Source organism: Streptomyces actuosus (genome assembly GCF_016921115.1).
GTDB classification, from domain to species: domain Bacteria; phylum Actinomycetota; class Actinomycetes; order Streptomycetales; family Streptomycetaceae; genus Streptomyces; species Streptomyces actuosus_A.
In genome coordinates this window covers 238293-251094 of record NZ_JAFFZS010000001.1, presented here as the reverse complement: position 1 = coordinate 251094, position 12802 = coordinate 238293, and the positions used below count along the sequence as shown (strand labels likewise).

The window sequence follows — 12802 nt, the reverse complement described above, 5'->3', positions numbered from 1 at the left end:
GTCCCGCCCGGGCCCGGGCCGCCACGGGCCGCCCGGGCCCGGGCGAGGGCCCTTCGGCCCACACCGGCCCGCGCTCCGGCGGGCGTGCCCGGACGCCCCGCGGGGCCGGTCCCTCACGCCCCGGCGGAGCGGCTGGTGCGCGAGCGCCGGAAGGCTCCGTCCCCGCGGGCCGGCGGGAGTCAGCGCGGACGGCCGTCCGCGTCCGGCGTGCCCGGCAGCGGCTCTCCCAGCTCGCCCGCCACCGCGTCCGCCATGGCCCGCAGCACCTCCAGGGTGCGTTCCGCCTCGGCCTCGTCCACCCGGGTGATGGCGAAGCCGACATGGACCACGACATAGGCGCCGACACCCGCCTCCGGCGTGTAGGCGAGGCACACCTCCCGGCGGACGCCGCCGAAGTCGACCGTCCCCATCCGCACGCCCGCCTCCTCATGGACCTCGGTGATCCGGCCGGGGATGCCCAGGCACATCGCGCTCACTCCTCATCCGCGAGCAGCGCGGACGCCACCGCCGCCTGCCCGAAGCCGATACCGCCGTCGTTGACCGGGACGCGACAGCCCGTCAGGACGCGCAGGCCCTGCCCGCGCAGCAGCCGGTCGACCTCCGCGAGCAGCCGGCGGTTCTGGAAGCAGCCGCCGCCCAGGCACACCGTGCGCGGGGCCCCAGCGGTCACCGCCCGCTCGACCAGGGCAGCGGTCACCTCGGCGACGGTGGTGTGCCAGGCGGCCGCCAGCGGGGGCACGGCGACACCGTCGGCGAGCCGCTCCAGCAGGGCGGTGAGCGTCGGGGCGGGGTCGTACACCCACAGGCCCTCCACCCGCACCAGCCGCCACGGCAGCGCACCGGCCCGCAGCGCGCCCGCGGCGCCCTCCAGGGCGAGGGCCGCCTGTCCTTCGTAGGACACCGTGTCCCCGAGCCCGAGCAGGCTCGCCACCGCGTCGAACAGCCGGCCCGCGCTGGACGCCTGCGGGCAGTTCACGCCGCGCTCCACCATCGCCCGCACCAGGCGCGTCACCGGGTCGTCGAGCCGCTGTGTGAACGGACGGGTCAGCCAGGGCGCGGGCCGCGGCACGCCCAGCGGCTCCCCGCCGTACAGGTAGCCGAGGGCCATGCGGGCGGGATGCCGCACCGCGGCCTCCCCGCCGGGCAGCGGCGCCCGCGCGAAGCGGCCCGTGCGGCGGTACCCCGTGAGGCCCGCGACCAGTACCTCGCCGCCCCACAGGGTGCCGTCGTCGCCCAGGCCCAGTCCGTCGTAGGCGACGCCGACGAACGGCTCGGTCAGCCCGTGCTCGGCGGCGACCGCCGCGACGTGGGCGTGATGGTGCTGGACGGGGATCCGCCGGGCGAAGCGCCCGCTGCGCGCCCACTGCGTCGACAGATACCCGGGATGCAGGTCGTGGGCGACGGTGCGCGGCGTGATGCCGGTCAGGCGGGTCAGGTCGGCGTAGCCGGCCTCGAAGGCGTCGAGCGTCGCCGCGTCCGCCAGGTCCCCGGTGTGCGTCCCGGTGTGCGCCCGCCCCCGCTCCGCCAGCGTGAAGGAGTGCTTGAGCTGGGCACCGGCCCCCACCACGGGCTGCCGGGCGGGCACCGGCAGCGTCAGTGGCGCCGGGGCGTAGCCCCGAGCCCGCCGCAGCACGTGCACGCCGCGCTGCACGACCTGCACGACGGAGTCGTCGTAGCGGGCGTGGACGGGCCGGTCGTGGGTGAGGAAGCCGTCCGCGACCGCGCCGAGCGCCCGGCGGGCGTCGGCGTCGTCGGTGGCGATGGGCTCGCCGGCGAGGTTGCCGCTGGTCACCACCAGGGGCCGGGCGAGTTCGGCCAGCAGCAGGTGGTGCAGCCCGGTGGTCGGCAGGAACAGCCCCACGCGGTCGGTGCCGGGATGCACCTGCGGGGCGAGGAGCTCTCCGTGACGGCGGGCGCGGAGCAGCACGACGGGCCGCTGCGGCGAGCCGAGGACGGCCGCCTCCGTGCGGCCGGCGTACGCCAGCCGCCGCACCGCGGTGAGATCGCCCACCATGACCGCGAGCGGTTTGGCGGGGCGGCGCTTGCGCCGTCTCAGCTCGGCCACCGCCGCCGCGGCGGCGGCGTCGCACACCAGCTGGTAGCCGCCGAGCCCCTTCACGGCGACGATGCCGCCGCCCGCCACCGTCCGCACCGCCGCCCGCAGTGCCTCCTCGCCGGTCTTGGTCTCCCAGGCCAGCCTGGGACCGCACGCCGGGCAGGCGAGCGGCTCCGCGTGGAAGCGCCGGTCCGCCGGATCGGCGTACTCGGCCGCGCACGCGGGGCACAGCGGGAACCGGCGCATCGTGGTGCGCGCGCGGTCGTAGGGCAGGTCCTCGATGACGGTGGCCCGCGGCCCGCAGTCGGAGCAGGTGACGAACGGGTACCGGTGGCGGCGGTCCGCGGGGTCGAACAGCTCGTGCAGGCACGCCGCGCAGATCGCGGCGTCCGGCGGGACCTCCCGCGGCGCCGCCGCCGGGGCCTCCCGGCTCGCGACCACGCAGAAGCCCGCGCCTGCGGGGGCCGCCTCGGGCGGCACGTCGCGCACCTCGACGCGGCGCACCGCGGCCAGCGGTGGCGCCTGCCCGCGCAGCCGGTCGACCAGTTCGCGCAGGTCTCCCGGACGCCCCGAGGCGGTCAGCTCGACATGGCCGTCGACGTTGCACACCCACCCGTCGAGGCCGAGCTCGGTCGCCGTCCGGTGCACGTACGGGCGGAATCCCACGCCCTGGACCCGGCCGAAGACCTCGATGCGCTGGGTGCGCCGCTCGCTCATGGCCGCTCACCGCCCGCCCCGTGCCCCGCCACGTGCCCGGCGACGTCGGCCGCGACGGCGTCGGCCACCGTCTCGACGCAGGCCGCCACCGGCGCGGACAGGCCCCGGCCCAGCGCATGGTCGGCGCCCTCCACGGCGTACACCACGAGCCGGCCCGGCAGCCGGCCGAGGATCCGGGACAACTCGACGGCCTCGCCGAGGCCCAGCCCGTGCGAACTGGTCGAACTGGTGGCCGTGGGGCCGGGCGGCGTGCCGTCCAGCGCCAGCCGGTGGACGCGCCCGGGACGTGGCGGGTCGGCTTGCGCCGCGTCGACGACGACGGCCAGGGCGGCGTTCTCCCACAGCGCGAGCAGCCGCCCCGGATCGCCGTCGCAGGTCTCCAGGACGGTTCCGGGCGGCAGGGGCCTGCCGCGCGCCCGCTCCCGCAGGCACGCGATCACCGCCCAGCCCACGCCGTCGTCATGACGGAACTCGTTGCCGACCCCGATGACGACGATCCGGGAGGCCACGGACATCTTTCCGCTCCCTCGTTCCGGCGGACGGGCCACTGCGGCCACCCGATCATCCTCGGCCGGCCGCACCGGCCCGAGGAGGGGCCGATGGGCCCCGGCGGGGGCCGAACCGCCCTTCCCGGCCCGCCACCGCACCGACCACGGTGGAACCGGTCGGGGGTGCCGCCCGGCCGGAGGCGGTGGGAACGATGACGACGGTACTTCCCCTCGTCGTGGGCGTCGACGGATCGCCCGGCAGCCTCACGGCCGTCGACTGGGCGGTCGGCGAGGCCGCCCGGCACGGCGCGCCGCTGCGCCTGGTCCACGGCACCCACGACGCACACCACGCGCGGGTCACCCGGCCGGCGGACCCGGCGAGCCCGGCCCGGCACGAGCCCGCCGACCGGATCGTCGCCCCGGCCGCGGAACGCGCCCGGCGGCGCAACCCCACGGTGGAGGTGTCCACCGACATCGTCCCTGCGGATCCCGTGGAGGCGCTGCTCGCCGCGGGCGACCACGCCTTCATCCTGGTCACCGGCGCGCGCGGGCTCGGTGAGGCGGCCGGGCTGCTGCTCGGCCCGGTCGGCCCCGCGGTAGCGGCCCGCGCGCGCTGCCCGGTGATCGTGGTGCGGGGCGACCCGGCCGGACTGGCCGGCCGCCACGACCGGATCCTCCTCGGCGCCGGGGAGCCGGCGGACGGCGGGGAGGCGGCGCGGTTCGCCTTCCGGGAGGCCGAGGTCCGCGGATGCGAGCTCGACGCGGTGCGCGCCTGGCGCCGCCCGGCACACGACGGCGGCGGCCACCGACGCCCCGGCGGGGCACCCGGCCGCCCCCACGAGGAGGAGGCCCGTGCCCGGCTGGCCGAACTGCTCGGCCCCGCAAGTGCCGAGCACCCCGGGGTACGGGTGCGCCGCACGGCCGTGGAGGGTCCGGCCCGCAAGGTGCTGGTGCAGCGGTCGGCCGCCGCCGACCTCGTGGTGATCGGCGCCCACCGGCGGCCGGGCGCCCTCGGACCCCGGCTCGGCCGAGTGGCCCACGCCCTGCTGCACCACGCCGAGGCCCCGGTGGCGGTGATCCCGCACGCACCGTGAGCGGGGGGAGGGCCGGGACCGCGGGGCGGTCGCGCTGACCCCCTGCGGTGAGGGAGGCCGGGTGCCACGGGGCGGTGGGTTCGGCGGGCCGGGCGGGAAGAGCGCCGGGGTTCCCGGGATCGTCCGCCCGGTGTGCCGCCGGAGCCCGGGGCCGGTGGTCCCTCGGGGCGCCGGGTGCGGAGGAAGCCCGGGGTGGGGTCCCCGGGTGCGGCCGCCGGGCCGGCGCCGTGGTCCGGGGGCCGCTGGTCCTTCGGCGAGTCGACGGTCGGGGCCACCGCACGGAGGCCCAGGACGCGTCCACCCGGGGTGCGGGGGATCTCGGGGCGGCGGTTACCCGGGCGTCGGGCGGGCGGGGTCCCGGAGGTGCCGGCGCCTGGCGGGGCCGGGAGGAGGCGCGACGGGGCCGGGGGCGGGAGGCAGCGTCCGGGGGCACTGCCGGGTCCGGCGCGGGATCCAGGGCCGGATGGCGGAGGGCCGGGCCCCATGGCCCCTCCTCGGGCCGCCCGGTCCGCCGGAGGCTGGGAAGCGGAAGCCGACCGAGCTTTCAGGAGGTGTGCGTCATGGTGCAGCCCGTTGTCGCCGGAATCGACGGATCCGCCGAAAGTCTGACCGCCGCGCAGTGGGCGGCCCGCGAGGCCGTACGCCGCGACCGGCCGCTCCACCTGCTGCACGTCTGGAACTGGCACCCCGGCCAGCGGGACGGCGAGCCCGGCGACGCCGTGCAGCGGCATCTGGCGCGGCGCTGCCTGCGCGAGGCGGAGGACGCGGTCCGCGCCGCATGCCCCGACGTCCGGCTCTCCGACGAACAGGTGCCGGGCCCCGCGACCGAGGCCCTGGCGAAGGCGGCCGAGCAGGCCGAACTGCTGGTGCTCGGCTCACGCGGGCTCAGCGGCTTCACCGGGTTCCTCGTCGGATCGGTCGCGCTCGGCGTCGTCGCGCGGGCCCTCGGCCCCGTCGTCCTCGTCCGCGCGGGGGAGGAGGCGGCCGACGAGCACCTCCCGGCGGGCGACGGCAGTCTCTCCGTGCACACCGGCTACCGGGACGTCGTGCTCGGCATCGACCTCTCGCGGCCCTGCGACGAGGTCGTCGAATTCGCCTTCGAGGCGGCCCGGCAGCGTGGGGCGGCCCTGCGTGCCGTGCACGCCTGGCGGGCCCCCGGGCCGCTGAGCCTCGGTCAGGGCGACATCGCTCTGGTGGACGAGCCCGACCGGGCCGAGGAGTGGCTCGGGTTCCTCTCCGCGGTCCTGAGCCCCTGGCGGGACAAGTACCCGGACGTCCCCGTCACGGAGACGGTCGTGAAGGACCGGCCGGGTACCGCGCTGGTGCGGGCCGCGACCGGAGCGAGTCTCCTCGTCGTCGGCCGCCGTGTCCCCGACCGGCCCGTGGGCCCGAGGACCGGTCCCGTCACCCACGCCGCCATCCACCACGTCGGCTGCCCGGTGGCCGTCGTACCCCACGCATGACCCCGGCGGGGCCGGCCGCGGCGGCCGGCCCCGCGCACGTATCAGGGACCGGGAGGTGTCCGCCGTGAACAGGTCGGTCGTGGCCGGTGTGGACGGCTCGGCCGAGGGCTTCGACGCAGCCGACTGGGCCGCGCGCGAGGCACTGCGCCGAGGACTGCCGCTGCGGCTCGTGCACGCCCGGAAGCCCGGCCCGCCGCGGGGCACGCCCGACGCCGACCTGTCCGAACCGACGGCCCCCGAACAGCACGCCCGCCTGCTGCTGCACCACGCGCTCGATCGGCTCGACGAGCGCTACCCGCAACTCACCATCACCGCGGAGCAGGTGGCCGGGGATCCCGTCGCCGCGCTGCTCGCGCAGGCGGCGGACGCAGACCTGCTGGTCATCGGCAGTCAGGGGCGCAGCGGCCTCGGCGGATTCGTGTCCGGGGCGGTCGCCCCGGCCGTCGCCGCCCGCAGCCGGCGGCCCGTCGTCCTCGTGCGGGCCGGCCGGACCGCCGAGGCCGACCACCTTCCCGACGCCCACGCCGGACCGTCGCTGCACACGCCGTTCCGTGACGTGGCGGTCGCCGTGGACGTCGCGGAACCGTCCGCCGACGACGTCCTGGACTTCGCCTTCCGCGCCGCGGAGTTCCGGCACGCCCCGCTGCGTGCCCTGCACGCCTGGCACGTGCCCGTCACCCACGCGCTGCCGGACGCCGAGCAGCGCGGCCGGATGAGAGCGGCGGCGCAGCGCGAGCTCGCCGGCCGTCTCGACCCGTGGCGCCGCAAGTACCCCACCGTGGTCGTCCGGGAGGCCCTCCACGAGGGACGTCCTGCCCACGCCCTGGTGCGGGCCGCCGGCGGCGCCGGGCTGCTCGTGATCGGCACCCGCAGGCGCGGCCGCCCCGTCGGCGGGCACACAGGCCCGGTCGCCCACGCCCTGATCCACCACGTGCGGTGCCCGGTTGCCCTGGTCCCGCACGAGTGAGGGCCCGCGCGGTGTGAACGGCCGTCGGCGGCCCCGTCCCCGGCAGGCAGGGGGAGGCGGCGGCGCTCCGGGCGGCGGCCCGGAACCACCCTCGGCCGTCGGCACGGTGGAGGCGAGGGCCGGGCGGGCCGACCCGCCCCGGCAGGGCACCGTGCACCGCGTGACGGGCGGGCTTCCCGGGCGGGCCGACGCCGTATCGTCGGCGGTCCCATGCCGCGCGTACGGTCCACCGCGGCGGTGACGACCAGGAGGCTGCCCCGGTGGGGCTGCGTGACGTGACGGAGAACGACGTCGATGCCTTCGTCCGGATGCGATGCGATCCGGTGATGACGGCCGAACCGGGCGGCCCGCTGCCGAGGGAGGGCATCGCCGCCAAGGTCCGCCGGGACGCCGCTCAGGCGGCGGCGGACCTCGCCTCTGCGCGCCGACCACCGGGTCGTCACTCCTGGCGCGGACCTGCGCGGCGCGCCCGGCACCACCGGCTGACGAACCGTCAGGCGTGGTCGACGAGCACTGCCAGCCCCGCGGCGAGCCCGGCCAGGGCCAGCCCCGCCAGCACGCAGACCAGCAGGGTGAGCCAGCCGACGAGCAGCCCGGCCAGCGCGAGCCCGCGCCCCTCGCCGCCCAACCGGCGTCCCCGGAACCGGCCCACGTGCCCGGCGGCGACCGCGACCAGTGCGCACAGCATCGCCATCAGGACGAAGACGCCCGGGTTGAGCCAGGCGATGCCGGTGACGAAGTTGCCCAGTGCTCCGACGCAGCCCAGGGCGAAGAAGGCGCTGACCTTCGCCGCCCGGTTGCGTCCGCCCACCGCTTCCCCGCTGCCCGTCGCCGTTCGTTCCGCACCGTTCACAGGGGCCCCCCCCGATGATCGTCCGTTCCCGTTCGACAGCGGATGGTACGGGATGCCGCGCACCCCGAGACGCACCGGGGCCACGCGCCGGGCCGGCCGGGGCCGCCGGCCCGGCACCCGACCGCGGGTCGGGGCACACCGGGGGCACCGGCGCGCCCCCGGTTCCCCGGCAGCCGCCGGAGCGTGTGCGCCGACGGCTGCCGGAGGGACGCCCCCGGTGTGCGGCAGGGACGGTGGCGCCCCATGTGCCGCCCGGTCACCGCGAGGGCCGCTCCGAACCCCCTGGGTGATGCGAGGTCGTGCGCGGGGGTGCCCAGCGCAGGGCTGCCGTGCCCTCGGCATGGGCGACGGCGAGCCCCGCCGGGCAGGCCGCGAGCGCCGACACGTCCGCGGGGACGTGATACGCGGGCCGCAGTTCCCGGCGCGTCCGCAGGTCCCAGAAGGCCACCCAGCGGTCGTCACCGCCACCTGCGGCCACGACGGTGCCGTCCGCGAGCCGCGCCGTCGACAGGGCCGTCACCCGGCGTTCCAGGCCGGTCAGATGATGCGGGGCCTCCGGCGCCGGAAGGTCCCACACCCGCACCTCGCCGGCCTCACCGCCTGCGACGGCCACAGCCCGGCCGCCCGGCAGCACCGCGGTGGCCAGGGCATGGACCGGCGTCGCCCGGACCGCCGGGGTGCCCGCACCGTGCCCGGAGGACAGATCCCACACCAGCAGCCCGCCGAGCGCGTCCCCGCTGACCACGACACCGGGGGCGCCGGGCGGTTCGGCCACAGCGAGGGAGAGGATCCGGGCGCCGGCATGCCCGAGGAATCGGCTCACCAAGGCCCCCGTCGCCAGGTCCCGGACCTCAGCCGTGCCGTCGTCGCCGCCCGCGACCACCACGGGACGGCCGTCCATGGTCCGCCCGCAGTCCAGGGCGCGGATCCGGCGTGGCCCGTCGAACGAGGAGAGGTGCGCCCCGCTCGTCAGGTCCCAGGTCCGCAGCAGCCCGTCCCGACCCCCCGTCACGGCGACCGGGCCCACGCCCGGCAGTTCGGCCGTGGCCACGGCCCGCACCCGCCGCCGGTCCGCGGCCGCCAGCCGGTGCCGGTGCCGGCCGGTGGCGAACTCCCGCACCTCCAGGGCGCTTCCGCCTCCGACGACCAGCAGGGCGGGCCCCGCCCCCGGCAGGGCGAGCGCGACGGAGTCGACCGGTTCGCCCCGCACCGCGGGCACTCGACCGGCCCCGGCCACCTCCGCACGGCCCCGGCTGCCCCCGTCCGGGGCCGCTTCCGCACCCGCATCGCCCGCTCCGTCCGCCGCAGCGAGCGCCTTCGGCACCGCCTGCGCACCCGCCGCACCGGCCGAGGCCTCGGGCGGCGCATCGCCGACCCCCCGGTCGGCTCCCTCCGCCCCCCGGACCGTGCCCGCTCCGACGGCCGCTCCGGCCGGTCCTCCCACCGTCCCCACAGCCGCCGCCTCGTTCGCCCCTCCGGCGGAATCCGCATCAGATCCCCCGGCCCGCCCGCCGTCGGGACGGTCGACCCGCAGGTCGCCGGACGGCCCGACGCCGCGGTCGGTGGACCGATCGCCGGGTGGGTCGGCGGAGGGGCCACCGGACGGGTCGGCGGAGGGGCTCGCGCAACGGCCGCCCGACGGCCCGTCGGCACGGTCGTCGGGGGGCTCCGCCGTGCCGCCGACGTCCTCGGGCGTCACCTCCCACACCACAGCGCGCCCGTCCATGCCGCCGCTGAGCACCAGCACCCGGTCGCCGATCCGGCGGACGGCGACGTCCTGCACCCCCTCGGCATGTGCGGCGAACCAGTGGGTGCGGGCGCCGGTGCGCAGGTTCCAGACGGCCACCCGTCCGTCGGCGCACCCGGTGACCGCCAGGCCCGCACGAGGGTCCCCGAGCACGGCCGCACAGGTGATCACCCCGTGTCGGCCGCGCAGGTCGTGCAGGAGGTGCCCCCGGTCCAGGTCCCACACCAGCACCCGCCCCTGACGGTCTCCGCTCACCGCCAGTGAGCGACCGCCGTCGGTGCCCGAGACGACCGTCGTCACCCAGGCCCGGTGGCCGCACAGGGTGTGCAGCAGGCCACCGCCGTCGTCCAGGTCCCACACGCGGAGCGTCGCGTCCACGCCGCCGGTGACGGCCACCACGCTGCCGCGCGCGCGGTGGGCGACGGCCACGGCCGACACGAAGTCCCCGTGCGGACCGAGCCGGTGCAGCCTGCGCCCCGTCCGAAGGTCCCACACCATCGCCGCGTACTCGTCCCCGGCGGCGATCGCCACGGCCCTGCCGTCGCGCCGTACGCCCGTCGCGAGGGCCCGCACGAGCGGCAGGGGGCTGTCCCGCTCGAACAGCAGGCGGCCGGCCTCCAGGTCCCAGAACTGCACCTTCCTGCCGCTGCCCGCCGAGACGGCGCGGGCACCGACGTCCGGCAGGGTGAGCGTGCTCAGCAGGGTCGGCCGGGGGACCTCCGGTTCCAGAGCGCCCAGGAGGTCACCCGTGCCCAGGTCGTGCACGAACAGCCGGCCGCCGGCGCTGCCGAGGAGCCAGTCCTGCTCCCGGAGACCGCTGCCGCCGAAGAGGGCCAGCACCTCCCGGCCGTCCGCCAGCCGGGTCGCGGCCACGGCGCGCACCGCCCCGGCGGCCGCGTCGAGGTCGCCCAGCGCCCGGCCGCTCAGCGGGTCCCACAGACACACCCGGCCGTCCGCCCCGGCCGTGACGGCGACCCCGTGGACCGCGTCGGACGGCTCGGCGAGCAGCACCCGGGTCAGGGGCCCGGCATGCGCGCCCAGCACGTGCAGCCGGGCCGCAGCCGCCGTACGGCTGAGCGCCCAGCGGGGCCGCACGAACGACGGGGGCGGCCCGGCCGAGGCGGCGACGGCCGCCGCCAGATCCGCGTCCTGCCACACGACAGCGTCCAGAACCAGCAGATCTCGCCGGGCGGTCGGGCTGTCCCGCAGCGGATGGTGGGCCGTGGTCTGCCGGTAGACGTCGGCGTTGCGGCGGGCCCGTGGCCGCTGCGCTCGGTGCAGGTGCGGCACCAGGCGGTCCGGCTCGGCGTGCAGCAGATGGCCCGGGTCCGCCAGCAGCGCGTCCAGCTCCCGTGCGCCTGCCTCCGCCGCATGGTCGGCCGCATGCCGCCGCAGGTACCGGTCGGCCGCCGACCAGTCGCGGACGCCGCCTTCGGCCGGCACCTTCGCCAGCAGTGCGTCGAGGACCGCCGCGGGGGCGGCCCGGGGAGCCATGTGCTCGGCGAGCGCCTGGTGGAAGAACCGGTACAGCTGCCGGTCGCCGTCCGTCGTGGTGCGGAGGTGGAAACGGGCGCCCTCCAGCGCCCGGCGGGTGTCCTCGGGCCGGGGCGGCAGCAGCCGGTCCCGAGTCTCGGGGGCGAGTTCCAGCGCCACCGCGTGGACCAGCTCCAGCGGCATACCGGCACCGGCCGCTCGGCCGACGGCGGCGAGGACCGGCCCCGTCCAGGGGTCCTCGGCCGTCAGGGTCCGCAGGTTCAGGTCGAGCACGCCGGGCAGATCGGACGGCAGACCGGCGACGATCTCCGCGGGTGCGGGCGGTGAGCCGGCGGCGTGCCGCGCCTGCAGATGGGTGGCGTACAGGAAAGCCGTCAGGAAGTGCCCCTCCTGCGCCGACTCCGCCAGGCGGCCGGCGATCGCCTGTGCCGTCGCGGCGCTGTAGTGGGGGTCCAGGAGCTTCTCCAGGTAGACCCCGAGATCGTCGGCGAGCACCTCGGGTTCCTCGCGGTCGAGGTCGAGCCGCAGGTCGGGGCGTTCGTCGAGGACGGAGTGCAGGTCGAGGAGGGCATCCGGCCACATCCGAGTGCCGAGCAGCACCCGGCAGCCCGGCGTCGTCCGGGTCTGCGGACGTCCCGCCAGCGGCAGGACCACCTCCCGCAGCAGTTCCTCGGGGTCGTCCGCCTCGTCCAGGGCGTCCACCACGACGGTCGCCCCGCCGCCCTCCGCGAGGGCGGCGAACAACTCCTGCGGGCTCACGGCCTCGTCCGGCCCGTACGGCAGATCGTCGCCCGGCGGCGCACCCACCGCACGGGCCTGACGGTGGAGCGACGCGACGACCTGGCGGACCGTCAGCCGCCGGGCGTGGACCGCCAGCAGCCGGGGGTCTGGCTCGGGGCGGAACCCCCTGAGGTCCAGGCGGGCCCGCAGCGCCACGAGCGTGGGGTGCACACTGCACACGGCCGCCCCGAGCAGTGCCGACTTGCCCGCCCCCGGGCTCCCGGTGACCACCAGCAGCCGGTCCTGTACGCCCGACGGGTCGTCCAGCCACTCCTTCACGCGCGTCAGTTGCCGTGCCCGGCCGCTGAAGTGGAACAGCTCCCCGTCCGCGGTGCCGGCGGCCCGGGTGGCGAAGTGGACCACGTCGAACCGTGGATCGAGGGCGCCGACGAAGTGGTGCAGCCCCTCGTCGAGATGGGCGAGGTAGGCGTCCGACGGGCGTTCGCGGAACCACGGGTTGGCCAGGAAAGGTGCCGTCGGCAGCACCGCCTCGTCGTACGAGGTGCGCACCACGTCCTGTTTGGGCCGGCCCTGCTCGGCGTCTGCGCGGGCCATCACCTCGTCGATCCTCGCAGCCAGCAACTCGACCGGGACGTACGGCCGCGAGGTCGGCACGAACAGCTCGCGGCGCGCGATCTCCTCCAGCACGGTCGCCGCCGCCGCGCTGAACCGTGCACCGTAGGTGATCTCGTCGGCCGGGCAGGCCGCGATCACCCAGGCCCTGCGCTTCCTCACCTCGGCCAGCTGAGCGACGAGCTGCGGACGCAGTGCCGCGCCGGCGCCGCACACGTCGAGCAGGAACAGCACCGGCCCGCCGGTACCCCGGTCGACGGCCCTCAGCAGTGCCGCGACCTCGACCGCCGAGCCGTGGACGTGCCCGGGCCGCGGGTCCGTGTCGTACACGGCCAGGTACAGGTCCTTGTCGACGGACAGTCCGTGCCCGCTGAAGTGCACGATCAGGGGTTCGTCGCCGGCCCGCTCGCACACCGCCTTCCAGGCGGCGGTCCACCGTTCCAGCGTCGGGTCGTGCAGCACGTCCGAGACCCGGATGCCGAGCGCGTCGACGGCCCGGGCCACGTCCAGGACCGCGTTCCGTACGCTCGGCAGGGGCCGGAGCACGGGCTCCCCCCTCGCGCGGCTCCC

The 12802-nt window shown here is 77.7% G+C and carries 8 protein-coding genes; 3 read left to right on the top strand and 5 right to left on the bottom strand.

The features are described 5' to 3' along the window. Positions 1 to 179: 179 nt before the first annotated feature. The 3 genes from JS756_RS01120 to JS756_RS01110 are packed head-to-tail and all read right to left on the bottom strand — an operon-like array spanning position 180 to position 3288. On the bottom strand, positions 180 to 467 hold the full coding sequence (locus tag JS756_RS01120; RefSeq protein ID WP_205380961.1) for a HypC/HybG/HupF family hydrogenase formation chaperone: 288 nt from the start codon (positions 465 to 467) through the stop codon (positions 180 to 182). A gap of 5 nt (positions 468 to 472) precedes the next feature. After that, positions 473 to 2773, bottom strand: a complete 2301-nt coding sequence (hypF, locus tag JS756_RS01115; protein WP_205380960.1) for a carbamoyltransferase HypF — start codon at positions 2771 to 2773, stop codon at positions 473 to 475. Continuing rightward, positions 2770 to 3288 (bottom strand): hydrogenase maturation protease, encoded by a 519-nt coding sequence (locus JS756_RS01110; RefSeq protein ID WP_205380959.1) that lies wholly within the window; start codon positions 3286 to 3288, stop codon positions 2770 to 2772. Before JS756_RS01110 ends, hypF begins: the two co-directional genes overlap by 4 nt. Positions 3289 to 3473: 185 nt before the next feature. Here JS756_RS01110 and JS756_RS01105 point away from each other — a divergent pair, with 185 nt between their 5' ends. The 3 genes from JS756_RS01105 to JS756_RS01095 all read left to right on the top strand — a co-directional run bounded on the left by JS756_RS01105 (position 3474) and on the right by JS756_RS01095 (position 6785). After that, positions 3474 to 4355, top strand: a complete 882-nt coding sequence (locus tag JS756_RS01105; RefSeq protein WP_205380958.1) for a universal stress protein — start codon at positions 3474 to 3476, stop codon at positions 4353 to 4355. A gap of 560 nt (positions 4356 to 4915) precedes the next feature. Beyond that, positions 4916 to 5818, top strand: a complete 903-nt coding sequence (locus tag JS756_RS01100; RefSeq protein WP_205380957.1) for a universal stress protein — start codon at positions 4916 to 4918, stop codon at positions 5816 to 5818. A 64-nt stretch (positions 5819 to 5882) separates the two neighbouring features. Continuing rightward, a complete protein-coding gene (locus JS756_RS01095) occupies positions 5883 to 6785 on the top strand; it encodes a universal stress protein (RefSeq protein ID WP_205380956.1) in 903 nt (300 codons plus the stop codon). Between the two features lie 493 nt (positions 6786 to 7278). Here the strand turns inward: JS756_RS01095 and JS756_RS01090 are convergent, their stop codons facing one another. Both JS756_RS01090 and JS756_RS01085 read right to left on the bottom strand, forming a co-directional pair. Continuing rightward, complete coding sequence (locus tag JS756_RS01090; RefSeq protein WP_205380955.1) at positions 7279 to 7596, bottom strand: DUF4190 domain-containing protein; 318 nt, start codon at positions 7594 to 7596, stop codon at positions 7279 to 7281. Between the two features lie 298 nt (positions 7597 to 7894). After that, positions 7895 to 12778, bottom strand: coding sequence for an AAA family ATPase (locus tag JS756_RS01085; protein WP_205380954.1), 4884 nt, complete (start codon positions 12776 to 12778; stop codon positions 7895 to 7897). Between the last annotated feature and the right edge of the window lie 24 nt (positions 12779 to 12802).

Excerpts from the sequence above, each read along its gene's own strand:
- JS756_RS01120 (WP_205380961.1), bottom strand. The coding sequence starts at position 467 with ATGTGCCTGGGCATCCCCGGCCGGATCACCGAGGTCCATGAGGAGGCG.
- hypF (WP_205380960.1), bottom strand. The coding sequence starts at position 2,773 with ATGAGCGAGCGGCGCACCCAGCGCATCGAGGTCTTCGGCCGGGTCCAG.
- JS756_RS01110 (WP_205380959.1), bottom strand. The coding sequence starts at position 3,288 with ATGTCCGTGGCCTCCCGGATCGTCGTCATCGGGGTCGGCAACGAGTTC.
- JS756_RS01105 (WP_205380958.1), top strand. The coding sequence starts at position 3,474 with ATGACGACGGTACTTCCCCTCGTCGTGGGCGTCGACGGATCGCCCGGC.
- JS756_RS01100 (WP_205380957.1), top strand. The coding sequence starts at position 4,916 with ATGGTGCAGCCCGTTGTCGCCGGAATCGACGGATCCGCCGAAAGTCTG.